The sequence below is a fragment of the Exiguobacterium sp. s101 genome, assembly GCF_018617835.1.
Lineage (GTDB): Bacteria > Bacillota > Bacilli > Exiguobacteriales > Exiguobacteriaceae > Exiguobacterium > Exiguobacterium marinum.
This window is the reverse complement of record NZ_JACSKX010000013.1, coordinates 1-24,218: the sequence shown is the minus strand read 5'-3', so window position 1 is coordinate 24,218 and position 24,218 is coordinate 1. Positions and strand designations below refer to the sequence as shown.

The 24,218-nt window shown below is 45.7% G+C and carries 24 protein-coding genes; 9 read left to right on the top strand and 15 right to left on the bottom strand.

What is annotated here, in order from left to right:
- Nucleotides 1–68: 68 nt before the first annotated feature.
- From rpsR to KNO76_RS11275, 6 genes are all read right to left on the bottom strand, one after another.
- Nucleotides 69–299, bottom strand: a complete 231-nt coding sequence (gene rpsR / locus KNO76_RS11300; protein WP_015880232.1) for a 30S ribosomal protein S18 — start codon at nt 297–299, stop codon at nt 69–71.
- A gap of 43 nt (nt 300–342) precedes the next feature.
- Nucleotides 343–858, bottom strand: a complete 516-nt coding sequence (ssb, locus tag KNO76_RS11295) for a single-stranded DNA-binding protein (protein ID WP_026824728.1) — start codon at nt 856–858, stop codon at nt 343–345.
- Between the two features lie 37 nt (nt 859–895).
- On the bottom strand, nt 896–1,183 hold the full coding sequence (rpsF, locus tag KNO76_RS11290; protein WP_026824729.1) for a 30S ribosomal protein S6: 288 nt from the start codon (nt 1,181–1,183) through the stop codon (nt 896–898).
- Between the two features lie 130 nt (nt 1,184–1,313).
- Complete coding sequence (gene ychF / locus KNO76_RS11285) at nt 1,314–2,414, bottom strand: redox-regulated ATPase YchF (RefSeq protein WP_026824730.1); 1,101 nt, start codon at nt 2,412–2,414, stop codon at nt 1,314–1,316.
- A gap of 153 nt (nt 2,415–2,567) precedes the next feature.
- Nucleotides 2,568–2,771 (bottom strand): DUF951 domain-containing protein, encoded by a 204-nt coding sequence (locus KNO76_RS11280; RefSeq protein ID WP_026824731.1) that lies wholly within the window; start codon nt 2,769–2,771, stop codon nt 2,568–2,570.
- Nucleotides 2,761–3,702 carry a mechanosensitive ion channel family protein gene (locus KNO76_RS11275; protein ID WP_051545930.1) on the bottom strand — a complete coding sequence of 314 codons (942 nt, stop codon included), beginning with the start codon at nt 3,700–3,702 and terminating at the stop codon, nt 2,761–2,763. Before KNO76_RS11275 ends, KNO76_RS11280 begins: the two co-directional genes overlap by 11 nt.
- Before the next feature lie 170 nt (nt 3,703–3,872).
- On the opposite strand from KNO76_RS11275, the gene yyaC reads away from it, so the two are divergent.
- Nucleotides 3,873–4,499, top strand: a complete 627-nt coding sequence (yyaC, locus tag KNO76_RS11270; RefSeq protein WP_214885487.1) for a spore protease YyaC — start codon at nt 3,873–3,875, stop codon at nt 4,497–4,499.
- On the opposite strand, the gene KNO76_RS11265 is transcribed toward yyaC, so the two are convergent.
- The 5 genes from KNO76_RS11265 to mnmE form a co-directional block, all read right to left on the bottom strand.
- The gene (locus KNO76_RS11265; protein WP_026824734.1) at nt 4,472–5,254 is read right to left on the bottom strand and encodes a ParB/RepB/Spo0J family partition protein; all 783 of its coding nucleotides are present in this window, start codon (nt 5,252–5,254) and stop codon (nt 4,472–4,474) included. The genes yyaC and KNO76_RS11265 overlap by 28 nt on opposite strands.
- Nucleotides 5,255–5,290: 36 nt before the next feature.
- Nucleotides 5,291–6,175: a nucleoid occlusion protein gene (gene noc / locus KNO76_RS11260; RefSeq protein ID WP_214885485.1), complete on the bottom strand. Its 885-nt coding sequence runs from the start codon at nt 6,173–6,175 to the stop codon at nt 5,291–5,293.
- Nucleotides 6,176–6,256: 81 nt separating this feature from the next.
- Complete coding sequence (rsmG, locus tag KNO76_RS11255; RefSeq protein WP_026824735.1) at nt 6,257–6,973, bottom strand: 16S rRNA (guanine(527)-N(7))-methyltransferase RsmG; 717 nt, start codon at nt 6,971–6,973, stop codon at nt 6,257–6,259.
- A 4-nt stretch (nt 6,974–6,977) separates the two neighbouring features.
- Entirely contained in the window at nt 6,978–8,864 is a 1,887-nt protein-coding gene (gene mnmG / locus KNO76_RS11250) for a tRNA uridine-5-carboxymethylaminomethyl(34) synthesis enzyme MnmG (protein ID WP_214885481.1), read from the bottom strand.
- A 15-nt stretch (nt 8,865–8,879) separates the two neighbouring features.
- Nucleotides 8,880–10,259, bottom strand: coding sequence for a tRNA uridine-5-carboxymethylaminomethyl(34) synthesis GTPase MnmE (gene mnmE, locus KNO76_RS11245; protein WP_214885480.1), 1,380 nt, complete (start codon nt 10,257–10,259; stop codon nt 8,880–8,882).
- A 170-nt stretch (nt 10,260–10,429) separates the two neighbouring features.
- On the opposite strand from mnmE, the gene KNO76_RS11240 reads away from it, so the two are divergent.
- On the top strand, nt 10,430–11,188 hold the full coding sequence (locus KNO76_RS11240) for a nucleotidyltransferase domain-containing protein (protein ID WP_214885479.1): 759 nt from the start codon (nt 10,430–10,432) through the stop codon (nt 11,186–11,188).
- Nucleotides 11,189–11,201: 13 nt separating this feature from the next.
- Here KNO76_RS11240 and KNO76_RS11235 read toward each other — a convergent pair whose 3' ends face one another.
- The 4 genes from KNO76_RS11235 to rpmH all read right to left on the bottom strand — a co-directional run bounded on the left by KNO76_RS11235 (nt 11,202) and on the right by rpmH (nt 13,452).
- Nucleotides 11,202–11,747, bottom strand: a complete 546-nt coding sequence (locus KNO76_RS11235; protein WP_214885478.1) for an HdeD family acid-resistance protein — start codon at nt 11,745–11,747, stop codon at nt 11,202–11,204.
- 105 nt (nt 11,748–11,852) lie between these two features.
- A complete protein-coding gene (gene yidC, locus KNO76_RS11230; protein ID WP_214700768.1) occupies nt 11,853–12,713 on the bottom strand; it encodes a membrane protein insertase YidC in 861 nt (286 codons plus the stop codon).
- Between the two features lie 105 nt (nt 12,714–12,818).
- Complete coding sequence (gene rnpA, locus KNO76_RS11225) at nt 12,819–13,163, bottom strand: ribonuclease P protein component (protein ID WP_214700767.1); 345 nt, start codon at nt 13,161–13,163, stop codon at nt 12,819–12,821.
- 154 nt (nt 13,164–13,317) lie between these two features.
- The gene (gene rpmH / locus KNO76_RS11220) at nt 13,318–13,452 is read right to left on the bottom strand and encodes a 50S ribosomal protein L34 (RefSeq protein WP_015880216.1); all 135 of its coding nucleotides are present in this window, start codon (nt 13,450–13,452) and stop codon (nt 13,318–13,320) included.
- A gap of 753 nt (nt 13,453–14,205) precedes the next feature.
- Here rpmH and dnaA point away from each other — a divergent pair.
- From dnaA to KNO76_RS11185, 7 genes are all read left to right on the top strand, one after another.
- Nucleotides 14,206–15,582 carry a chromosomal replication initiator protein DnaA gene (gene dnaA / locus KNO76_RS11215; RefSeq protein WP_214885477.1) on the top strand — a complete coding sequence of 459 codons (1,377 nt, stop codon included), beginning with the start codon at nt 14,206–14,208 and terminating at the stop codon, nt 15,580–15,582.
- Between the two features lie 197 nt (nt 15,583–15,779).
- Nucleotides 15,780–16,919, top strand: coding sequence for a DNA polymerase III subunit beta (gene dnaN, locus KNO76_RS11210; protein ID WP_026824743.1), 1,140 nt, complete (start codon nt 15,780–15,782; stop codon nt 16,917–16,919).
- Between the two features lie 126 nt (nt 16,920–17,045).
- Nucleotides 17,046–17,261 (top strand): S4 domain-containing protein YaaA, encoded by a 216-nt coding sequence (yaaA, locus tag KNO76_RS11205; protein WP_015880213.1) that lies wholly within the window; start codon nt 17,046–17,048, stop codon nt 17,259–17,261.
- A gap of 1 nt (nt 17,262) precedes the next feature.
- Complete coding sequence (gene recF, locus KNO76_RS11200) at nt 17,263–18,381, top strand: DNA replication/repair protein RecF (protein WP_214885470.1); 1,119 nt, start codon at nt 17,263–17,265, stop codon at nt 18,379–18,381.
- 49 nt (nt 18,382–18,430) lie between these two features.
- Complete coding sequence (gyrB, locus tag KNO76_RS11195; RefSeq protein ID WP_214885468.1) at nt 18,431–20,359, top strand: DNA topoisomerase (ATP-hydrolyzing) subunit B; 1,929 nt, start codon at nt 18,431–18,433, stop codon at nt 20,357–20,359.
- A 22-nt stretch (nt 20,360–20,381) separates the two neighbouring features.
- The gene (gyrA, locus tag KNO76_RS11190; protein WP_214885466.1) at nt 20,382–22,949 is read left to right on the top strand and encodes a DNA gyrase subunit A; all 2,568 of its coding nucleotides are present in this window, start codon (nt 20,382–20,384) and stop codon (nt 22,947–22,949) included.
- Nucleotides 22,950–23,008: 59 nt separating this feature from the next.
- A complete protein-coding gene (locus KNO76_RS11185) occupies nt 23,009–23,998 on the top strand; it encodes an HD-GYP domain-containing protein (RefSeq protein WP_214885465.1) in 990 nt (329 codons plus the stop codon).
- Nucleotides 23,999–24,218: the final 220 nt, after the last annotated feature.

Genomic DNA, 24,218 nt, shown 5'->3' with positions numbered 1-24,218 from the left:
ACACACTTACAGACGAGATGAAATACAAAAAAACGACTTATCCAAAAGGATAAGTCGTTCGTCAAACATTACTCTGCAACGTATGGAAGCAAAGCCATTTGACGTGAACGCTTGATAGCGACAGTAAGTGGACGTTGGTATTTCGCTGAAGTACCAGTCACACGACGTGGAAGAATTTTACCACGCTCTGAAACGAAGCGTTTGAGTAATTCTACGTCTTTATAATCGATATGAGTGATGTTGTTCGACGTAAAGAAACATACTTTACGACGACGACGACCTCCTGGACGACGTGCCATGTGAAGACCTCCTTTATAAGTTAGTTTTTCATGTCAACGATGATTAGAATGGCAAATCATCATCTGACAAGTCAATTTTGTTGCCACCCGAGAACGGATCTGCATCAAAACCTTTATTTGAAGACTGGTTTGAGGACTGAGATGAAGTCGAAGCAGCTCCTGCGCCCCATCCTGATCCACTTGACTCACCACCACTGAAGACATCTCCAGATGGTGCTTGCTCACGTTGCCCTGAAGCTCCGCGTGGTTCAAGGAAGCGTACGCTGTCGGCGACTACTTCTGCCCGGTAACGACGTTGGCCATCTTGTCCTTCGTAACTACTGATTTGAAGGCGACCGTCAACGCCGGCCATGCTGCCCTTTTTCAAGTATTGTGCTACGTTCTCTGCTTGTTTGCGCCAAACGACACAATCAATAAAGTCCGTCTCGCGCTTCCCATCCTGCCCAGCAAATGGACGATCGCAAGCGAGAGTAAAGCGTGTTACGGCGATTCCGCTCTGCGTATAACGCATTTCCGGATCGCGAGTCAATCGACCAACTAACACAACTCGGTTAATCATCTCCAAGATCCCCTTTCACGATACGAAACGTTAAGGATTAACGCTCGTCTTTTGTTGTCATTTGACGGACAACGTCGTCAGAGATCTTCATGAGACGCTCTGTTTCTTGGATCGCTTTAGGTTCAGCAACGATGTTAAGAAGAACGTAGTGTCCTTCACGCATCTTGTTGATTTCATAAGCGAGACGACGTTTACCCATGTCTGTTGTTTTTTCAACAGTACCACCGTTTTCAGTGATGACGTTGTTGAAGCGTTCGATTAAAGCTTTCTTCGCTTCCTCATCAACTGATGGACGGATAATGTAAAGAAGTTCGTATTTACGCATTATCTTTCACCTCCTCTTGGACTAGCGGCCCCTACCAATTGCAGGAGCAAGGAGCAAACAATTGTTTTACTCACGTCATAATATACTATCAAACTTACTTAACTTTTACAATACGTTTCCGAAAATCAACTTATACGTTGAAACGGAATGTGACAACATCGCCGTCTTGGAAGACGTATTCTTTTCCTTCAGAACGAAGTTTCCCTTGTTCTTTTACCATCGTCATATTGCCAGCCGTTGAAAGATCGTCATATGAGACGACTTCGGCACGAATAAAGCCCCGTTCGAAGTCTGAGTGGATGACACCAGCACACTGTGGTGCTTTCATCCCTTGTTTGAACGTCCAAGCACGAACTTCTTTTTCACCTGCAGTGAAGTACGTTGCAAGACCGAGTGTCGAATAAGCCGCACGAATCAATTGATCGAGTCCAGACTCTTCGATGCCGAGATCTTGTAAGAACTCAAGACGTTCTTCAGGTTCGAGTTCTGAAATTTCTTCTTCGATGCGTGCACAGATGACAATCACTTGCGCCCCTTCTGTTGTCGCGTGATCACGGACGGCTTGAACATGTTCGTTTGCATCCGCATCCGCTACTTCTTCTTCACTGACGTTTGCCACGTACAACATCGGTTTCATCGTCAATAGTTGGAAGTGCTTCACGATTGCCAATTGGTCATCCGTGAGCTCTGCGACACGGGCAGGACGTTCTTCTTCTAAGACGGCTTGCACGATTTCAAGTGCCTCAAGTTCTTGTGCGGCACCTTTATCTTTTGATTTGACCATTTTTTGAACACGTGTGATCCGTTTTTCAACTAACTCGAGGTCGGCTAAAATCAATTCAAGGTTAATTGTCGTAATGTCGTCTATTGGTGAGACACGACCCGCGACGTGCGTGATGTTCTCATCTTCAAAACAACGAACGACTTGGCAGATTGCATCGACTTCGCGAATATTCGCTAAGAACTTGTTTCCGAGTCCTTCACCTTTTGAAGCCCCTTTAACGATTCCGGCGATATCTGTAAATTCAAACGCTGTTGGAACCGTCTTTTTTGGTTTGACGAGTTCTGTCAATCGATCAAGGCGTGCATCTGGTACTTCTACGACGCCGACATTCGGGTCGATCGTCGCGAACGGATAGTTAGCCGCTTCGACTCCTGCTTGTGTAATCGCATTAAACAATGTCGATTTCCCGACGTTTGGCAATCCGACAATTCCTGCTGTTAATCCCACTAATAGTTCCTCCTCATCCGGTGTTTCCCGGGAAATGTTAAACCGTCTGTGGAGTGGGTACATTCAGTACACCACACCGTCACATCCTTCACAATTATAGATAGTCCACGATTAAACCGCAACTCACGTTCATAACCTAAAGAAAAACGCCGCTTATTCCGCGGCGTTGCCTTGCTCAAGCACTTTCTTGAATCGCTTATCAAAGTCCCGGCGTTGCATGAGCACACTTGCTCCACAACCTTGACATTTGATGCGAATGTCCATCCCTACACGTGTGATTTGCCAGCGATTCGTCTTGCAGGCATGTGGTTTTTTCATTTCCACAATATCGTTCAACGCATAAGTTTTACTGTGCATTTTCTACTTCTCCTCCTTTAGGAGTCGGGTTAGGGGGTAACATAACCGTACGTGGGTACGGAATTTCAATATTGCGTTTGTCGAATCCGGCTTTCAATTCTTTATGCAGAATCCGGCCGGCTGTGAAATGTTGGGTCGGTGGTACTTCTGCCATCAAGCGATAGACGACCTCTGAAGCCCCGAGCGATTGCACGCCAGCGAGGGTAATCGGTTCGATGAAGAGGTCATGATATTTTGCCTCAACTTCTTTTGCGATTTCTTTAATCGCCGATTCAACGCGTTCCATGTCTTCTTCATAAGCAACACCAACATCGACGACCGCCACACTGTTTTCAAGTGAGTAGTTCGTCACTTGCATGATCTGTCCGTTCGGAATAATGGATACTTGTCCGTTCAATCCTTTTAACTTTGTCGTCCGGATGCCGACTTCGATGACGATCCCTTCAACTTCTTGGTTCAAGCTGACGTAATCCCCATTTTTATACTGGTTTTCAAAAATGATGAACGCGCCGGTGATGACGTCTTTCACCAAACTTTGGGCACCAAATGAAATAGCGAGACCTGCCACACCGGCCGAAGCAATCAACCCGGCAATATTTACACCGAATTGCCCAAGCACCGTCAGGACCATGATCAATCCGATGACATAACGAATCGTATTTTGTGCCAGTTTCAATAACGTTTCGTTCTGTCGTTGTGCGACAATGTCATTTTCTTTTATTTTTCGGAGCGTAAACACGCGTTCCACCATCGTGGTCAAGATTCTTGTCGCGATGTATAAACCAAGGATAATGAGCGCCACACCGGCGAGTTTAATCCCAAGCCCAATCCACATGTCCGTATCTTTGAAATATTCCACGAATCGGTTCACGCTATCAATCGTTTCATCCGCAACCGTGTTTAAATCTTTTTCTGTATTTTGCGAAGCCATCTTTTCACCTCAAAAGTCGTAGATTCTAAATCATCAAAACACATTTCGTGACTTTTCTCAAACACTGCATTCAGAAGTTTAGATGTTTTCCACTTTTGGGAATGGTTTAGTACGAGATTAATCCCCCATCGCAACTAGGAATAGGCAGCTTAGAAGAGAGGATGAGATTCATGCCGTTTCGCTTAAAACCTCATAAACCATACTCCTTCTTCATTGAACACACTGAGCGGAGTGGATCCAGACTGCTTGCAGACCAGCTTCATGAACAGTTGGCCAATGAAGCCCATCGCCCCATCGTCCTTATTTGCATCGGTTCGGACCGTTCGACCGGTGATTCTCTCGGTCCCCTCGTCGGGACGTTCTTGGAAGAACGTCACATCCGAAATTTACACGTTTACGGCACGTTAACCAAGCCCGTACATGCGCTTAACTTGGTGGAAACGTTGCATGAGATTCAAACACGCTTTCATCAGCCGCTCATTATTGCCATTGATGCTTGCCTCGGTCGTTTGTCGAGTGTCGGGTATGTCTTTTTCTCAGAAGGGCCACTTGCCCCTGGCGCGGGTGTTCAAAAAGAACTTCCGGCAGTAGGCGCTTATAATATAAAAGCCGTCGTAAACGTGAGCGGGTTCATGGAAATGATGATTTTGCAGAATACCCGCCTTCATCTCGTTTATGAACTCGCATGCTTCATTACAGACGGGTTCGTCGACTTTGATGCACGCATCGGACGTCTTCATCATGAAGAGGCCGCCATCACACGACTTCGTCAGTCACGGGACGAATCAAAATCTTGAGGGGACAGCAACATCAAAAGTTGTTCGAGGTCGTCTTGTGAAAAGTATTTTAGTTCCAACACGCCCCCTTTTCTGCGCGGGCGAATCGATACATCCATTTGAAGACGCTCTGCAAGCACGGCTTCGACCGCTTCGATATCTGCGTTCGATTGCTTCAGCGTCTTTTTTTCTGTCCGCTCTTTTTGTAAGTAACGCTCAAGGCGCCGGACCGTCCAATGCTCGGTGATGACGCGTTTTGCAATCTGTTCCATCAATTGTTCCGACTTCACACCTGTAATGGCCCGCGCATGACCCATCGTTAAATCTCCGACCATGACCGCGTGCTGAACCGCACTCGGTAAGCGAAGCAAACGTAAGCTGTTCGTCACGTGGCTTCTACTTTTCCCGACACGGTCTGCCAACTGTTGTTGCGTCAGCCCTAGCGTCTTCATCAATTGTTCATATGCGACCGCTTCTTCGATCGCGTTCAAGTCTGCTCGCTGTATGTTTTCGATCAAAGCTAGTTCCATGACCCGATCCGAGTCGGCCGTGACGATTAAAGCGGGAATGTCTTCTTGCCCGGCGAGTTTCGCAGCCTGAAATCGCCTTTCTCCGGCGATGATTTCATAGTATCCAGTCGCTTTTCGAACGACAATCGGCTGTAATACCCCGTAGCGCTCAATCGATTGACGCAATTCTTCGAGTTTTTCCACCTCAAATTGTTTCCGGGGCTGATTCGGGTTTGGGCGAATGAATTTTAAGGCTAATCGTTCCATCTACAAACCTCCTTCATCGTATGAAAAAGCACGGACTCATTGTTGAGGCCGCGCTTTCGGGATGCGAATTCGAATTTCAACAAATTCCTCTTCGTCTACTTCTTCAGTTTGGACATCAATCCCTGTTTTCCCAATCAAATCGATTGAGTCACGAATCGTGTTAATGGCGATTCGCGTGTCGCGCGCAAAACTCTTCGTCCGACGACGTTGTTTTTTTGGCTTACGCTTTTCTTCCTCGATTGGCGTTGTCAAAAAGGCGACTCGCTCTTCCGTCTCCTTGACGTTGAAGTCTTGCTCCAATACTTCAGCGAGAACTTGGAGTTGTAATCCTTCTTCTTTTAACGGTAGCAGTGCACGCGCATGTCGTTCATTGATCCGACGATCGCGAAGCGACTGTTTTACATCCTCAGGTAATTTCAACAAACGCAACTTATTGGCAATCGTCGACTGACTCTTCCCTAAACTCTTCGCGAGCGCATCTTGAGTCAAGCCGTTCAAGGCAAGTAAACGATCGTATGCTTCTGCCTCTTCGATTGGGCTCAACTGCTCACGCTGCAAGTTTTCAATCAGGGCGAGTGCGGCTGTCGTATCATCGTCCATATCGCGAACGATTGCCGGGATTGCTGACCAACCGAGAGATTTCACCGCTCGGAAGCGACGCTCTCCGGCAATGATTTCATAGCAGTCCCCGTCTGCCTTTCGGACCACGATTGGTTGAAGCAGCCCGTGTTCCGAAATCGTCGTTGCCAGTTCTTCAATTTTAGCCGGTTCAAACACTTTACGTGGTTGGTAACGGTTGGGACGTAATCGTGATAACGAGAGTTCCTGTACCGTGTCATCCGCTCGAACTTCCGCAATCTGAGTCACGGCAACTTCGTCTTTTCGATTCACACCGAACAATTTCGCAAATCTATTCTTCAACGTCGGGCACCCCTTTTTATGTAAAAAAATAAGCAGACTCCACCACTGGAATCTGCTTTTGTTTCACGTGAAACGACATCATCAGATAAGTGGCTCTTTCGCCGGCGTCCCCGCTTTACGCGGATATTTCCCGGGCGTTTTTCGTAGTTTATCTACAACTACGATATTACGCTCACTCATCTCTCCTGGCAATAGAAACTGGTGTGTCGATTTTTCTTTTCCGCCTAAAACAGCTAAAGCGTTTTTTGCATCTGCCATCTCGTCAGAAACCTTGGCCGCTTTAAGCGCAACGAAGCTTCCGCCTACTTTCGCGAGTGGTAAACAGTATTCCGCCAACACGGTCATGCGGGCAACCGCACGCGCTGTGACGACATCAAACTGTTCACGGAACTTTTTATTTTTCCCGAACTCTTCGGCCCGCCCATGATGGAAAGCGACACCCTCAAGTCCGAGGGCAAGGGCCAACTCGTTTAAGAACGTGATGCGCTTATTCAATGAATCGATGATTGTGACGTGTAAGTGCGGAAATAAAATTTTAAGAGGAAGACTCGGGAATCCCGCCCCCGCCCCGACATCACATACCGTTTCGACTTTCGTGAAATCGAAGTGAAACGCTGCGCTGAGCGAATCATAAAAGTGTTTCAAATACACTTCTTCCTGATCTGTGATGGCTGTTAAATTCATTTTTTCGTTCCATTCGACAAGCATTTCGAAGTAGCGTTTGAACTGAGTGAGTTGTGTCTCATTCAATTCAAACCCTTCAGCTCGTAACGCTTCAATAAATTGAGATTCGTTCATCGTTTCACTCCACCGTTGCGTATTGTCCTTGTTCGATGTAGACGAGCAAGATTGACACGTCTGCCGGGTTTACGCCTGAGATGCGTGACGCTTGTCCGATCGAAAGGGGACGAACTTGTTTTAGTTTTTGTTTTGCTTCTGTCGCGAGACCACCGATCGCATCGTAATCCAAGTTTTCTGGGATTCGTTTTTCTTCCATACGACGCATCTTCTCGACTTGTTCAAGCTGTTTGGAAATATAGCCTTCATACTTCACTTGAATCTCAACTTGCTCTTTCACTTCAAACGACAATTCTTCTGTTGATGGAACGACCGTCATGAGCGCTTCATAAAATACTTCCGGACGTTTCAACAAGATGTTGGCATGCGTCGCTTCTTTGAGCGGGTGTGCACCGAGTGATTCGAGCATCGCATTGACTTCAGGTGTCGATTTAACGACAAGTGACGCAAGTCGCTTCACTTCTTTTTCAATCGCTACACGCTTCTCGTTGAGGTGGGCATGACGACCTTCTGAAAGTAATCCGATCTCATACCCGATGTCGCTAAGTCGCAAGTCCGCGTTGTCATGACGCAACAAGAGACGATATTCGGCACGCGAAGTGAGTAGACGATACGGTTCGTTCGTTCCTTTCGTCACGAGGTCATCGATCAAGACGCCGATATACGCTTGCGAACGGTCCAAGATGACAGAGTCTTTACCGAGCACTTTGCATGCGGCGTTGATTCCCGCCATGATGCCTTGTCCGGCCGCTTCTTCATAACCACTCGTCCCATTGATTTGTCCCGCTGTGAAGAGACCTGGGACTGCTTTTGTTTCGAGAGTTGGCCAAAGTTGAGTCGGTACGACCGCATCGTACTCGATCGCATAACCCGGACGCATCATCTCTGAGTTTTCAAGACCTGGGATTGTCCGAAGCATTTGATGCTGCACGTCTTCTGGCATACTCGTCGAGAAGCCTTGGACGTAAATTTCTTCTGTGTCGCGACCTTCTGGCTCCAAGAAGATTTGGTGACGCGGTTTATCGTTAAATCGAACGACCTTATCTTCGATCGATGGGCAATAACGTGGTCCCGTCCCTTTGATCGCGCCCGAATACATCGGTGAACGATGGAGGTTCTCATCAATCAACTGATGCGTCCGCTCACTCGTGTATGTGAGCCAGCATGGAATTTGTTCGATTGGGTTCAAATCCGTCGATGTGTACGAGAAGAATGATGGATTCTCGTCTCCTGGCTGAATCTCCGTCTTCGAGTAATCGATTGTCTTTCCGTCGATTCGTGGTGGTGTCCCCGTTTTGAATCGAACCAAGTCGAGACCGAGCTCTTCTAGATGCTTCGACAGCTCGACCGATGGCATCTGGTTGTTCGGACCGCTTTCATAGGCCAATTCACCGATGATGATTTGACCACGCATGAACGTTCCTGTTGTGACGATGACAGCTTTCGCGCGATATTCTGAACCCGTGTTCGTTACCACGCCGCGTACTACCCCGTCCTCAATCAACAAGCGTTCAACGAGTGCCTGACGAAGAAGTAGATTCGGCTCGTCTTCTAGCACTTTCTTCATATGATTTTGGTATTGGAATTTGTCCGCCTGTGCTCGTAACGCACGTACCGCCGGACCTTTCGATGTGTTGAGCATCTTCATTTGAATGTATGTCGCGTCAATCGCACGACCCATCTCACCACCGAGCGCATCGATTTCACGTACGACAATCCCTTTCGCCGGTCCACCGATTGACGGGTTACAATACATGAACCCGACCATGTCCGGGTTCATCGTCAGCATCGCTGTTTTCGCACCCATTCGAGCCGATGCGAGTGCCGCTTCGATCCCTGCGTGCCCGGCCCCGATGACGATGACGTCAAATTCGCCTGCCGTATAAGCCATATTCGTTCCTCCTTATTATTTCCCAAGACAAAATTGTGAAAAGAGCTGGTCAATCAAGCTCTCTTGTACGGTATCTCCATTGATTTCACCGAGCGTATCCCACGCACGACGTAAATCGATTTGGACCATATCGATCGGCATATTCATGACGGCACTGCCGAGCGCCTCATCAATTTGGCCAATCGTTCGTTTGATTAACTGAATGTGTCGAGCGTTCGAGATATATGTCATATCCTGCGACTCGACGCCTTTTGCGAAGAAGAGGTTTGCAATGGCCGCTTCAAGCGCATCGATTCCCTCATCTAGTAAGAGCGACGTCGCCACAATCGGACGTCCTGCCGCTAGTTTCTCTAGCTTAGAAGAATCCATGTTTTGTGGCAAGTCCGTCTTATTGATGATAATGATGGCATTCATGTCTTTGACCGCTTCAAACAACGCCTCATCCTCAACTGTCAATCCTTCATAACCGTTCAAGACGAGAAGGACCAAGTCCGCAGCTTCCAATGCCTTCCTCGACTTCTCTACACCGATTCGTTCCACGATATCTTCCGTTTCCCGAATCCCTGCCGTGTCGATCAATTTGAGCGGAACGCCTTTCACATTGACGTATTCCTCAATCGTATCACGCGTCGTCCCAGCGATTTCTGTGACAATTGCCTTCGTCTCTTGAACAAGCGTATTCATGAGTGAGGACTTTCCGACGTTCGGTCGCCCGATGATCGCCGTGCCCAAACCTTCACGTAAGATTTTCCCTTGCTTTGCTGTCTCAAGCAACTGCTCAAGGATGTGCTTGACTTCGCCAGCCTTCTCTTCGACGATAGCCTGTGTCATCTCTTCTGCATCATATTCCGGATAGTCGATGTTGACCTCGACTGCCGCAATCGTCTCGAGTAATTGTTGGCGTAACTCACGAACGAGTCGTGATAATCGTCCTTCCATTTGAGACATCGCAACGTTCATCGCCCGATCGGTCTTCGCTCGAATCAGGTCCATGACCGCTTCTGCTTGAGATAAATCGATACGACCATTCAAAAAAGCGCGTTTTGTGAACTCGCCCGGTTCTGCTAAGCGGATATCGGATTGATCGAGAATGAGCTCCAGGACACGATTGACCGCCACGACGCCTCCGTGACAATTGATCTCGACGACATCTTCCCGAGTAAACGTCTTTGGCGCGCGCATGATACTGACCATGACTTCATCTACGACCTCGCCCGTTTCAGGACGTTTCAATGTTCCATAATGAATGGTATGTGAATCGACTGTTGTTAAGTCTTTTCCAGAAAACACATTGTTAACCGTTTCGACCGCCAAATCGCCCGATAATCGGACAATCCCGATAGCACCTTCACCCATCGGTGTCGAAATCGCTGTAATCGTGTCAAACTCTAGCATCTTTCTCCCTCCAAACCTAAACATCTTCTTCTATCATATGCATAACGAACCTACTATACACGATATTCGACTTGAACGAAAGCGTTCGCCCATCAATAAAGTCATTGCGAATCTTCCCATTATTTTCGTAAAATAAAGGAATATATTTACATAGAAGAGAGGGTATGAATGTGAAACAACAGACAGCGATTCAAGTTATCACCGAACGACTTAAGCAGGACGAAGCGGTTCAAGCCGTCTTTGTGAAAGGTTCGTTCGGTCGAGGAGAAGAAGATGAACATTCCGATGTGGACCTCTATGTAATGGTTCAGCCCGACCAAGAGATATCCTTCCTGTCAAGACGTCTCGAGCACCTCCTTGCGTATCGCCCAATCTTGTTGAAAGATGAGATTCACATCGTCGCCCCACAACTCATTGTCGTATACGATGATTTTCTTCACGTCGACCTGTTCACCGTCACGATAGATTCGTTGAATCACCAAGACTCGATTCATGTGCTCTATGATCCGGCTCACCTTCTCTCCGCACATGAAAGTTCTTTGCAGTTAGATGATGTGTCGACGAGTGATCATGCGTTTGATACCGTTTGGTTCTTTTTCCAATATACGAAATCTCGCAATCGAGGTAACGGCATCTGGGCGACCGAGATGCTTCGGCAAGGGATGGTTCATTTCGCATATGTGTTAGCCACCCACCACACACCTGAACGGGCATCGCTCGGCTTAAAAGATGTGGCACAGCGACAAACAATCGATTTACATTCGTTTTATGACCAATTGACCCCCGCTTCGCACGAAAAGGCCGCCCGCATGTCTATCGAGCGACTCAAAGAGGAGCAACCGTTCTTCTCGACATTACCCGGTTATAACGTATTCGGACCGTTCATGGAACAGTTGATTCAACGAGAAACAAGCCGCCCCTGTGAATAGGGCAGCTTGTTCTTTAGTAACGTGTTTGCCGTTTCGTCGAGCGAATCGTGAAATAGAGAACGAGTTCTAGCACAGCAATAGCGATGAGAATTCCACCGAACAGTTGAAACAGGACGAGCAGACTGCTAAATGGATTCGTCAACATGAGAATCCCGACACCAATCCACAATATACTTCTAATCAAAAACCAGAGCCATCGCCCTGCCATCGATTGACGGTATCCAAGCGCTTGAATCAGGCGAATGATTCCACCAAATAAAAACAGTGCTCCGATTAAAATCGGAAGAAGGCTCGCTAACGTCTCTGCGAAGAAGAAGACAACCGCCCCCAATATCAAATAAATGACCTCCATAAAGAAAGATGGTGGTAAACCTTCCTGTCGCCTGCAGATGCCTTGAAAAACCATCCATATACCCATAATGGCCAAATATCCGGCAATCACATACACCATAACATCAAAGAAAAAGCGAGGGTACAGCAGAATAAGAACACCGAGCACAAAATAAATGACAGCTTGCCATAATGTCGATCGCTCCAAGCGGTGAATGAATGCTTCCATTTTTCTACACCTCCTTTTTTTATTTTTTTCTTTCTGTATTCCCGTCTCATCGACACGCAACCCCACAAAAAAAAGCTGAGTGTCATGAGACACCCAGCTTAATGATTATTTACGCTTTTTCTTTTTGTTTTTCTTTTCTTCTTCAGCAAGAGCTGCACGCTCTGCTTCTTTTGCAGCGATTTTCGCTTCTGCTGCTACCTTCATCTTCTCACGCATCGGGAGCATGATTGCCATCGTGACGATGATCGAAATGATATATCCGACTACCCAGTACAATGAGAGGGCAGCTGGAAGGTTGATTGACATGATAAAGATCATGACCGGGAAGATATAGAGCATCATTTTCAATTGTGGGTTCTGTTCTTGACCCGCCATTGAGATTTTTTGTTGTGCAAACGTCAAGATTGCCGCTAAGATCGGCAAGACGAACGTCGGGTCCGGAGCACCGAGGTCAAACCATAAGAAGTTCGCCTCAAAAATCTCAGGTGTACGACGAATCGCATCGTAGAACGCGAAGAGAATTGGCATTTGAATCAAGATTGGCAAACACCCTGCGAGCGGGTTGATTTGATACTCTTGATAAAGTTTCATCATCTCTTCTTGGAGTTTACGTTGTGTTTCTTGGTCTTTCGAGCTGTACTTTTCACGAAGCTTCAGCATTTCTGGTTGCAAGACCTGCATCGCACCCATACTCTTCGTCTGCTTGATCATGAGTGGGAGAATCAACAAGCGAACGATGATTGTCGCGATGATGATTGAAATCCCGTATTGCCAAGGGCCACCTACTAAGTAAGCAACTTCCTTCAAAAGCCATGCGAGCGGCCATACAAAGTACTTCGCCCAGAAACCTTCTGTGTCAGCCGTAACTGGTTCGGCTTGGATGGTAGACGGATCCACACAGCCTGCCATCAGCATGATGACCGCAGTCATGGCAGCGAGTAATCCTAATTTTAGCTTTTTGCTCATAATTCCTCCTACACTTTCATTATCAATTCTTTTTTAACGCACACGTCTATCGGGCAATCTTATAAGACTCTGATTATATGAGAGAACAAATTCAGATTGTCATGGTCACCGGCCTTGCTTTTGCCAAACTTTCGACCGTTTGAATACGTGTTTCAAACTCTCGGTCACTTCCGACTGCGTTAATGCAGTCGCAGGCTTCCGGGCGATGATGACATAATCATTTGGTGCAACGTTTGGTTCGAGCAAGCGAAGCGACTCACGCATCAATCGTTTCATACGGTTCCGTTCCACAGCATTGCCAAGCTTTTTACTGACGGAAAGGCCCACTCTGAAATGCGCTTGATCCGCTTTGAGCGTGTAGACGACAAACTGACGATTGGCCACGGAGCGTCCTTCGCGAAACACCGCTTGGAACTCTTCATTCTTTTGCAGGCGGTATTCTTTTTTCAAAATTCTCACTCCATCCTTCGCTTCAAAAATCGTCAACTAACATCATATCATATCCGCATCATTTGAACGAGGGAGAATCGATGAAATGCTACGTTTCTGTGACGAACTAAAAAATTGCCCGAGGACAGGATCCCCGGGCAATTTTTATTCGAAATTATACAGTCAAGGCTTTGCGGCCTTTACGACGACGAGCAGCAAGAATGTTACGACCGTTTTTAGTCGCCATGCGTGCACGGAATCCGTGGACTTTCTTACGCTTACGGTTGTTAGGATTGAAAGTTGGTTTCATGGTTACAGCACCTCCTCAAGATTAACGCTCTATTAGCAAGTTATAGTTTCATTTAAGGCAGTCTTTAAGATTATATAAATCGTTTCACCAATTGTCAATGTATTTTCGAGCAGTTTTCGAATTCAACGAAGAAAGCGTTCTGAAATCTCTACTTGAAGGTGAAATTGATCTAGTTCATATGCTAGTAGAGGAAAAAATTCATACACAACCTTTACACATTTTATAAATGGTCTTTATAAATATTGATGTTAAGCCATTTTATCCACAATCACTTGAAGTTATCCACATTTATATGTGAATAACTCCTCTTTTTTCATAATTAAATTCTTCATTTTTTCGTTTTCTTCTTTTACAAAAACATTTCTACAGTTCCCTTCTTCCTCTTTTGTGCATAACTTTTTTATTCTTTCATACACGAATACGTTGTTATCCACAACATATCCACAAACTACACAGCATGTGGATAAGTGGGTGTGGATACTTTTCTTAATCTGTGGATAAATACCAAAAAGCATTGCCACGTCTATTTTATTTTGCTAAACTGAATGTGCACAAACTTGTGGATGAACAATTCGTGATTCCAAGATATACACAGGCTGTGGATAAGTGTTATCCCCATAATGAACACCATGTGGATAACTTTATCCACAGTTTTTGTTCTCTGGGGATAACCCTAGTTTCTACTATAAAATAGTGTATGTGTATATCGTGTGAATAAGTTTTACCTAACATGTGAGTAAAGGAGGTCTTTTATTGAAGAATGCTCGCGAGATTTGGAGAAATGTCTTATCGGTAATCGAAGAAGAAGAACGAACGCCAAAAGCTAGTTTTGACATGTGGTTAAAATCAACCGAAGGAATATCCTTGATGGGAACGACACTCGTCGTGTCGGCACCTGCTAGTTTTATCGTTACATGGTTAGAGCGGCAGTATCTATCTCTTTTACAAGATACAGTCGAAGAGATCACAAATAACAAACTTGAAATTCATTTTATTGAAGAATCTCAAGCACACAAGTATGCTCCAGCTGATGGATCTCATGAATCAATTGCTGTGACAGAAACAAAAGAACAACCCTTACCATTACCTTCAAAAGAGGAAGGGGATCTTGGACAACTGAATGACAAATACATTTTCGAGACATTTGTCATCGGCTCAGGGAACCGATTTGCCCATGCAGCATCTCTCGCTGTCGCCGAAGCACCTGCACGCGCGTATAATCCACTATTCATTTATGGAGGCGTCGGACTTGGGAAGACGCATTTGATGCATGCAATCGGTCATTACGTAAAAGCTCAAAAACCGGGAGCTCGAATTGCCTATGTTTCCTCTGAAAAATTTACGAACGAATTTATCAACTCGATCCGGGACAACAAAACTGGTGAGTTCCGTAATCGCTATCGGAATATCGATGTGCTGCTCATTGATGATATTCAGTTCTTAGCAGGGAAAGAGCAGACTCAGGAAGAGTTTTTCCACACTTTCAACGCGTTACACAACGATCAAAAACAAATTGTGATTTCAAGTGATCGACCACCGAAAGAAATTCCAACATTAGAAGATCGGCTGCGCTCGCGTTTCGAATGGGGGCTGATTACGGATATCACGCCGCCAGACCTCGAGACACGTATTGCGATTCTTCGTAAAAAAGCGACTGCTGAAGGTCTTGATATCTCTAATGAAGTCATGCTTTATATCGCTAATCAAATCGATACGAACATTCGTGAGCTAGAAGGGGCATTGACACGTGTCGTCGCTTACGCAAAACTAGTCGGACGACCAATTGATCCGGACGTTGCAGCTGAAGCGCTTCATAATATCATGCCCGTTCAGGAAGCGAAGAAGATAGTCATTCATGACATTCAAGAAATTGTCAGTCAACACTTCAACATTCAAGTAGAAGAATTAAATTCGAAAAAGCGTACTAAAACACTGGCATTTCCACGCCAGATTGCGATGTATTTGTCTCGAGAGATGACGGAGAGCTCCTTGCCTAAAATCGGGGAGGAGTTTGGAGGACGCGATCATACGACTGTGATTCATGCCCATGAAAAGATTAGTACACTCCTGAAAAACGATGTGGAAATGCAAGAGACGATTCAAACGTTGAAAAAGGCACTGTCTAACTAATGAAGAATTCTCTGTGGATATCCTGTGGATAAACCACCTTAGTTATCCACAAGTTATTCACAAGCGGAATGGCTTTATACGTAGGCTTAAAGGGACTTATCCCCAGTATCCACAGCCCTTACTACTATTATGACTTAATTAATACTATTATTATCATTAGGAAATTGACTCATTTCACCTTAGGAGGAATTATCCACATGCATTTAACGATTCAACGAGATGTATTTATGCAAGCAGTACAAGATGTATCAAAAGCTGTGGCTTCACGTACAACAATTCCAATTTTGACAGGATTAAAACTTGAAGCACATGCGGACGGTTTGACACTGACAGGAAGTGACACCGAAATTTCGATTGAACGCTTGATTCCAATCGAAGAGGGTGGAATTGAACTCATTCAAATTCAACGTGCCGGAAGTGTCGTTTTAAACGCCCGCTTCTTAGGAGAAATCGTGAAGAAGTTACCGACAAATGAAGTCACCCTCGAAGTATCTCCGAACTTCATGACTCGAATTGAGTCTGGACAGGCGGAGTTTCACTTGAATGGACTCGACCCGGACGAATACCCTCGTCTACCGGAACTTGCAAGTGACCGTCGGTTCTACTTACCGGCCGATCTTTTGAAGACGATCATTCGTCAAACGAGTTTTGCTGTTTCATCACAAGAGACACGCCCAGTATTAACTGGAGTCAACTTCTCAGCTGAGAAAGGATTCCTTACATGTGTCGCAACGGACAGTCACCGATTGGCACTTCGTCGTGCCCGCTTTGAGACGGATAATGATTTAACGTTCCAAAATGTCGTCGTTCCAGGTCGTTCACTTAACGAATTGGCAAAGTTACTCGACCGCGAAGAATTACCGATTGAGATCGTCCTCACAGATCAACAGATTTTGTTCCGAATGAAGAACATCTCATTCTTCTCTCGCTTGTTAGACGGTGCGTATCCTGATACGTCACGTCTCATTCCAGAAGAATATCGTACTGCGGTACGCATGAACGCGAAAGAATTCTTACAAGCCATTGATCGTGCTTCACTCTTGGCACGTGCAGACCGCAACAACGTCATTAAATTTGTAGCGGAAGATACAACGGCAGTTGAAGTGTCTTCACACTCACCAGAAGTCGGGAAAGTGTCTGAACGTGTCAGTATTTTATCGCTTGAAGGGGAAGAACTAAAAATTTCCTTTAACTCAAAATTCGTGATGGACGCACTTCGGGCACTCGATGCATCTGAAATCGAAATCCAGTTCACTGGTTCGATGCGACCGTTCATTTTACGACCGGTTGAACAAGATAGCGTTCTTCAACTGATTTTGCCAGTCCGTACATCGTAAGCTGCGGATAGGGATGATGAGGTGTCTTACCTTATCATCCCTCTTTTTGCCTTATTCGACGATTTTCGATAAACTAATATGTATGGCGATTTTTTCAGATCAGCATATGGGAAAGGGAGTGACGACATGGAAAAAGTGTCGATTACAACCGAGTATGTGACACTCGGACAATTTTTAAAATTAGCAGACATCATCTCGAGTGGGGGACAAGCGAAGTTCTTTTTAGAGGATGTCATGATTAAAGTAAACGGTGAGCAAGATCAACGCCGTGGCCGTAAATTAAGAGATGGAGATACAATCGAAGTCGAAGGCTTCGGGGAATATCAAATCGAGGGAAATTGACGTGCATTTAAAGTCGATCCGATTGCAAAACTATCGCAACTACGAAACCCTCGAGCTAGATTTTTCAGAACAGACGAATGTTCTAATTGGTGAGAATGCCCAAGGGAAAACGAATCTTCTCGAATCGATTTACGTACTTGCGCTGGCGAAATCGCATCGGACGACACAAGACCGTGAATTAATCGGATGGGAAGCTGACGCTGCGAGTATCGAAGGACGGATTCATAAACGTACTGGTGAAGCAGTACAAAGTCTCTCATTTTCTCCTAAAGGAAAGAAAGCAAAGCTCAATCATTTAGAACAACGTCGTCTCAGTGACTATGTCGGCGCATTTAACGTCGTCTTGTTCGCGCCTGAAGACTTAGCCATCGTGAAAGGCAGTCCACAAGGGAGACGGCGATTTTTAGATATGGAAATCGGTCAGGTCAGTCCGGTGTACTTACATGAACTCAATCAATACTTGAAGACGCTGAAACAGCGAAACGCCTTGTTGAAGCAGTTATCCGCAAAAGGTGGCGATGAGACGTTACTAGAGGTGTTAACGGATCAATTGATTGAACTCGCTGTGAAAATCGTGATGAGACGCTATCATTTCATCGACCAGCTCGAAAAATGGGCTAATCCGATTCATTCTGGGATTACGAGAGAACTGGAAACACTGACAATTCAATACGTTTCGGATACGTTCCAAAAAGAACGCTTCTCAAAAGAACAGATGTTTGAAACGTATCGTCAAAAGTTTGATAAAATAAGAGAGAACGAACGACGAAGAGGTGTGACCTTGTTTGGTCCACATCGCGACGATTTTGAATTGTACGTCAACAATCGAAATGTTCAAACGTTCGGTTCACAAGGTCAGCAACGAACGGCGGCCTTGTCATTGAAGCTAGCTGAAATTGAGTTGATTCATGAAGAAGTAGGCGAGTATCCTCTGTTGTTATTAGACGATGTGTTATCTGAGCTTGACGATCATCGCCAAACCCATCTCCTCGATACGATGGGACGGAAAGTACAAACAATTTTGACAACAACAAACATTGATGGGATTGCACATGAAACGATTCAACAAGCCAAAGTGTTTCACGTGAAACAAGGTGAAGTTGAAATAGAGTCAATGTGATCGTGTCAAAAAGGAACACCAAAACATGTATAGTAGGTGAAAATAACCGATGAGAAATGAAAATGAAAAAGAATTGCAAGCGTACGGCGCCGATCAGATTCAAGTCCTTGAAGGCTTAGAAGCTGTTCGTAAACGTCCAGGGATGTATATCGGTTCCACAAGTTCTCGCGGTCTCCACCATTTAGTATGGGAAATTGTCGATAACTCCATCGATGAGGCGCTTGCAGGTTACTGTGACACAATCACAGTGACGATTGAGCCAGGAAACTCGATTGTTGTCGAAGATAATGGGCGCGGAATTCCAGTCGACGTTCAAAAGAAAACAGGTAGACCTGCCGTTGAAGTTATATTCACAGTGTTGCATGCGGGGGGTAAGTTCGGCGGTGGCGGATATAAAGTATCTGGAGGTCTTCACGGTGTCGGGGCGTCGGTTGTTAACGCCTTATCGACAAAGCTTGAAGTGTTCGTTCGTCGCGATGGAAATGTGTATTACCAAGCGTTTAAGCGAGGTGTTCCACAGGGTGAACTCGAGATCGTCGGGACGACAGATACGACAGGGACGACTGTCCGCTTCTTCCCAGACGGAGACATCTTCCAAGAAACTCTCGAGTATGACTTTGATCTGTTGGCGACACGTCTACGTGAGCTTGCCTTTTTGAATAAGGGACTACGAATCGTTGCAAAAGATGATCGTAGTGATGAGACGATCGAGCGCAATTATCACTATGAGGGTGGAATCAAATCTTACGTTGAGCACTTGAACCGTTCGAAAGCTTCGATTCATGAAGAACCTGTGTATGTACACGGCACAAAAGACGGAATCGAAGTGGAAATTGCACTTCAGTACAACGAAGGCTTTGCTAGTAACATCTATTCGTTCACGAACAATATTCCGACGCATGAGGGGGGAACACACGAGACTGGATTTAAAACAGCCCTCACACGTTCCATCAACGATTATGCGAAACGGTTCGGATTGATGAAAGAAGCCGATGGTAGTCTTTCCGGAGACGATGTCCGTGAAGGATTGACGGCGATTGTCTCGGTCAAACACCCTTCTCCTCAATTTGAAGGGCAAACGAAAACTAAACTCGGGAATGCCGATGCACGGACGGCAACGGACACGTTGTTCAGCGATACGTTCGAACAATTCCTGCTCGAGAACCCATCGGTCGGTCGACTCATTGTCGATAAAGGTTTGATGGCGGCACGCGCACGCCTTGCAGCGAAGCGGGCACGAGAGATGACGCGTCGTAAAGGAATACTCGAAGTCAGTTCATTGCCAGGGAAATTGGCCGACTGTTCTTCAAAAGACGCATCGAAGTCTGAATTGTACATCGTCGAGGGTGACTCGGCGGGTGGTTCAGCGAAGTCTGGACGTGACCGTCACTTCCAAGCGATTTTGCCGATTAGAGGTAAAATCATCAACGTCGAGAAAGCACGTCTTGATAAGATTTTGGCCAACCAAGAAGTCCGGACGATCATCACGGCTCTTGGAACAGGGATTGCGGACGAGTTCGATTTATCAAAAGCGCGCTATCACAAATTGATTATCATGACCGATGCCGATGTCGATGGTGCACACATTCGGACGCTATTGTTGACGTTCTTCTATCGTTATATGCGCCCACTCGTTGAAAGTGGATATGTTTATATCGCACAACCACCGCTCTATGGTGTGAAGCATGGTAAAGAAACAACCTACGTTCAAAACGAGCGTGAGTTGCAAGCTACGATTGCACAACTTCCTGAAAATGCACGTTATAGCGTTCAACGTTACAAGGGTCTTGGAGAAATGGACCCTGAGCAGTTATGGAATACGACAATGAACCCAGAAACGCGTTCGATGCTCCGTGTCGATCTTCAAGATGCGATTGAAGCGGATGAAATCTTCGAAACACTCATGGGTGACAACGTCGAGCCACGCCGTGACTTTATTCAATCTCACGCCCATTACGTGAAGAACCTCGATATTTAATAAGAAGGGTAGGCAATAACGAATGGCAGAACAAGAAAATATCAAGGATATAAATATTAGCCAAGAGATGCGGACGTCATTCATGGACTATGCGATGAGTGTCATCGTATCACGTGCCCTTCCGGACGTGCGAGATGGATTGAAGCCGGTTCACCGTCGTATTTTATATGCGATGAACGAGCTTGGGATTCGTGCGGACAAGCCACATAAAAAGTCGGCGCGCGTCGTCGGGGATGTAATCGGTAAGTACCACCCTCACGGTGATTCAGCCGTTTACGAGACAATGGTCCGTATGGCTCAAGATTTCAGTTATCGTTATGAATTAGTCGACGGTCATGGGAACTTTGGTTCAGTCGATGGTGATTCAGCCGCTGCGATGCGTTATACCGAGGCACGAATGTCTAAAATTGCGATGGAACTCGTACGAGACATCGGAAAAAACACAATCGATTATCAACCGAACTTCGATGGTGAAGAAAAAGAACCGGTCGTACTCCCGGCTCGATTCCCAAACTTCCTTGTGAACGGAACGAGCGGGATTGCCGTTGGGATGGCGACAAACGTTCCACCACATAACTTGAACGAAGTCATCGATGGCGTCTTGGCCCTTTCTCACAATCCAGACATTACGATTGCTGAATTGATGCAACACATCCCAGGTCCTGACTTCCCGACAGCGGGAGAGATTTTGGGACGTAGCGGAATTCGTCGTGCGTATGAAACCGGACGTGGGTCGATTACGATGCGTGCGAAAGCCGAAATCGAGACGTTGAAAAATGGCCGTGAGCGCATTCTCGTGCACGAGATTCCTTACCAAGTCAACAAAGCACGTCTCGTTGAAAAGATTGCCGACTTGGTCCGCGATAAAAAGATTGAGGGCATCACAGACTTACGAGATGAATCGGACCGGAACGGGATGCGAATCGTCATTGAGGTTCGCCGCGACGCGAATGCGAGTGTCATCTTAAACAATTTATACAAACAAACACCGATGCAAACGACGTTCGGGGTCAACATGCTCGCCCTTGTAGGCGGTCGTCCAAAAACGTTGAACATCAAACAAGCGATTTATTACTACATCGAACACCAAAAAGAGGTCGTACGTCGTCGTACGCAATTCGATTTGGACAAAGCGGAAGCACGTGCTCACATTTTAGAAGGTCTTCGTGTTGCCTTGGATCACTTGGATGAAGTTATCTCCATCATCCGTAGTACGCGTACAGGTGACGAGGCTCGTGAAAAGTTGATTGCCCGTTTTGGACTTTCGACTGAACAGACGCAAGCAATCTTAGATATGCGCCTCCAACGCTTGACTGGATTGGAACGTGAGAAGATTGAAGGCGAATATCGTGAAGTGAAAGCGTTGATTGAAGAACTTCGTGCGATTCTTGGAGATGAGGAGTTGCTCCTCGATATTATCCGCAACGAACTGCTTGAAATCAAAGAACGATATGGCGATGCACGTCGTACGGTGATTCGTACAGATATCGTCGAGCTTGAGGATGAGGATTTGATTCCGGTTCGTGACATGATGATCACGCTCACGAGTGAAGGCTATATCAAATCGATTCCATCGGATTCTTATCGGACACAGCGCCGCGGAGGACGTGGAAAACAAGGAATGGGAACGAACGATGAAGATTTCGTCCTTCGCTTGCTTTCAGCATCGACACACGATACCATCCTGTTCTTTACGAATTTTGGACGCGTCTTCCGTCTCAAAGGATACGAAATTCCTGAGATGAGCCGTACCGCGAAAGGAATGCCAATCATTAACTTGCTTCAAATCGACAAGGGTGAAAAAGTCGAAACAATGATTCCGGTCGATTTCAACAGTTACTTGGCTAACCAAACGGTAGTAGAAGAGGCAGAGGATGAATCAGAAGAAGTGGCAGATGAGCAGTTGTCTCTTGTGTTTATCACAAAAGAGGGCTTGGTCAAACGTTCCCCACTCTCGGCATACGCTCGAATCAACAAAAACGGTCTCCGCGCTATTAGCTTGAATGAGACAGACGAACTCGTCACGGTCCGTCTTGCGAAGAGTGACGATGAGATGTTGATTGTCACACGCCAAGGAATGTCGATTCGCTTCCCACTTGAAGGAGAAGTTCGCTCGATGGGACGTACGGCACGAGGAGTACGCGCGATTCGTTTGAAGAAAGAAGACGATTTGGTCGTTTCAATGGAAATCGTTCGAACAACACAAGATGTTTTGATCATCACGGAAAAAGGATACGGAAAACGTACGGCCATGGAGCAATTCCGCACACAAGGTCGTGGTGGTTCCGGAATCATTGGAATTAAGACAGACCGTGGGACAGTCGTTGGTATGCGTATCGTAGATGAAGATGATGACATTATGTTGATGACAGAACATGGGGTCGCGATTCGTATCGATTCGCAAACGATTTCTCAGATGGGTCGAAGCACACGTGGTGTAAAAGTGATGAACATTGAAGAAGGCGATCGTTTAGCGACTATCGCTAAACTGAAAAAAGATGAATTAGAAGAGGAATTAGCAGTCGATTTGGAGAATGGGTTTGAGGATGAAGCACCTGAACCTGACAAATCGTCTAATGTGAATGAGTAAGACGAGAGGTCGAGCGGTGTTTCCGTTCGACCTTTTTTCTATATATAGGAGGGATTCGCGTGCGTTTGAACTTATCTACTGTACATGTTGGCATGACTTTATTGTCACCAGTTTCTTCCTTAGAGGCCGGAATTCACTTGACGAATGAACACCTTCGTTTACTCCGTTTCTTAAAAATCGAAGAGATTGATGTCGCGCCTGTAGAACGAACGACCCTCACTTCAAAAGAAAAGGATATTTTATATGGCCAGGTGCTTCAATATGAAAAGCATTACAATCAATGGGAAGAACGGATTGCCCCTAATCCTTATGAGGCTCTAGAATTCATTCATCAACTCTTTCGTCAAGAAGTACCGTTGTCAGCAGTTGTTCATTTCTTTACAGATCAGCCCCTACGAAAGAACCATGTTATTTATCATGCAATTTATCGAGCTCTCGTTTCTCATGCCTTATCGAAGTATCGAGGTGATGAGCATCAACTTCAATTTGATTATGGAATCGCTTCTTATTTTGCGGATGCAAGTTATGCTAAAATTCGGAAATGGTCTCATATGCGTTATTTCACAAAAATGGAGCGGGAACTTTTGTATCAACATCCGCTTGTCTCAGCAGCGATGTTGCCAAGCACTCAAACGTTACGAGGACGCGTGTATCAATTAATCGAAGAACATCATGAACGACTAGATGGATCTGGGTTTCCGAAACGTCTAACAGAGCGCGAACTAAATCCAGCTTCTCCTCTATTTATTGTAGCGGACCGTTTTTGTCAGTTAACGGCCCAAAGAACGTTTCGAAAACCACTCTCTCCAGAAGAAGCATATTTTTATATGTGTCAGAACAAAGCATATGATGAAGAAGCGCTGTCGCTTCTTGCTACCTTACTAGGATTTTATGAGATTGGTCGGTCCGTTTTATTAAGTAGCGGGGTGCGTGGGAAGATTCATGCATATACGACTTGTATCGATCAGCCTATCGTCATAGAAAATACGAATCAAAATGAATATGATTTATCCCGTTTGAATGAAGTTTGGATTGTAGCGTTCCAATAAGAAGAAACTGACGATTCCTTTCATAAAAATAGATGGGAATTGTCTTTATTTATTCTTTTTCAAAAAACTTTATTTTTATAGTTGACGGATATAAATACAGGTGTTACTATAAATGAGTCGCTAAGAGCGGCAGACGAACTTTGAAAACTGAACGATGAGGCAAAAATAAGTTTTACAATTTTTGAATGAAGCGCAAGCTTCGTCAATTTAAGAGCTATAT

Bases quoted from the DNA above. Each gene is read 5' to 3' on its own strand.
- yaaA (WP_015880213.1), top strand. From the start codon at position 17,046: ATGGAAAAAGTGTCGATTACAACCGAGTATGTGACACTCGGACAATTT.
- KNO76_RS11235 (WP_214885478.1), bottom strand. From the start codon at position 11,747: ATGGAAGCATTCATTCACCGCTTGGAGCGATCGACATTATGGCAAGCT.
- gyrB (WP_214885468.1), top strand. From the start codon at position 18,431: ATGAGAAATGAAAATGAAAAAGAATTGCAAGCGTACGGCGCCGATCAG.
- mnmE (WP_214885480.1), bottom strand. From the start codon at position 10,259: ATGCTAGAGTTTGACACGATTACAGCGATTTCGACACCGATGGGTGAA.
- yidC (WP_214700768.1), bottom strand. From the start codon at position 12,713: ATGAGCAAAAAGCTAAAATTAGGATTACTCGCTGCCATGACTGCGGTC.
- gyrA (WP_214885466.1), top strand. From the start codon at position 20,382: ATGGCAGAACAAGAAAATATCAAGGATATAAATATTAGCCAAGAGATG.
- KNO76_RS11265 (WP_026824734.1), bottom strand. From the start codon at position 5,254: ATGGAACGATTAGCCTTAAAATTCATTCGCCCAAACCCGAATCAGCCC.
- rpsF (WP_026824729.1), bottom strand. From the start codon at position 1,183: ATGCGTAAATACGAACTTCTTTACATTATCCGTCCATCAGTTGATGAG.
- mnmG (WP_214885481.1), bottom strand. From the start codon at position 8,864: ATGGCTTATACGGCAGGCGAATTTGACGTCATCGTCATCGGGGCCGGG.
- rsmG (WP_026824735.1), bottom strand. From the start codon at position 6,973: ATGAACGAATCTCAATTTATTGAAGCGTTACGAGCTGAAGGGTTTGAA.
- KNO76_RS11280 (WP_026824731.1), bottom strand. From the start codon at position 2,771: ATGCACAGTAAAACTTATGCGTTGAACGATATTGTGGAAATGAAAAAA.
- rpsR (WP_015880232.1), bottom strand. From the start codon at position 299: ATGGCACGTCGTCCAGGAGGTCGTCGTCGTCGTAAAGTATGTTTCTTT.
- dnaN (WP_026824743.1), top strand. From the start codon at position 15,780: ATGCATTTAACGATTCAACGAGATGTATTTATGCAAGCAGTACAAGAT.
- yyaC (WP_214885487.1), top strand. From the start codon at position 3,873: ATGCCGTTTCGCTTAAAACCTCATAAACCATACTCCTTCTTCATTGAA.
- ssb (WP_026824728.1), bottom strand. From the start codon at position 858: ATGATTAACCGAGTTGTGTTAGTTGGTCGATTGACTCGCGATCCGGAA.
- rpmH (WP_015880216.1), bottom strand. From the start codon at position 13,452: ATGAAACCAACTTTCAATCCTAACAACCGTAAGCGTAAGAAAGTCCAC.
- KNO76_RS11275 (WP_051545930.1), bottom strand. From the start codon at position 3,702: ATGGCTTCGCAAAATACAGAAAAAGATTTAAACACGGTTGCGGATGAA.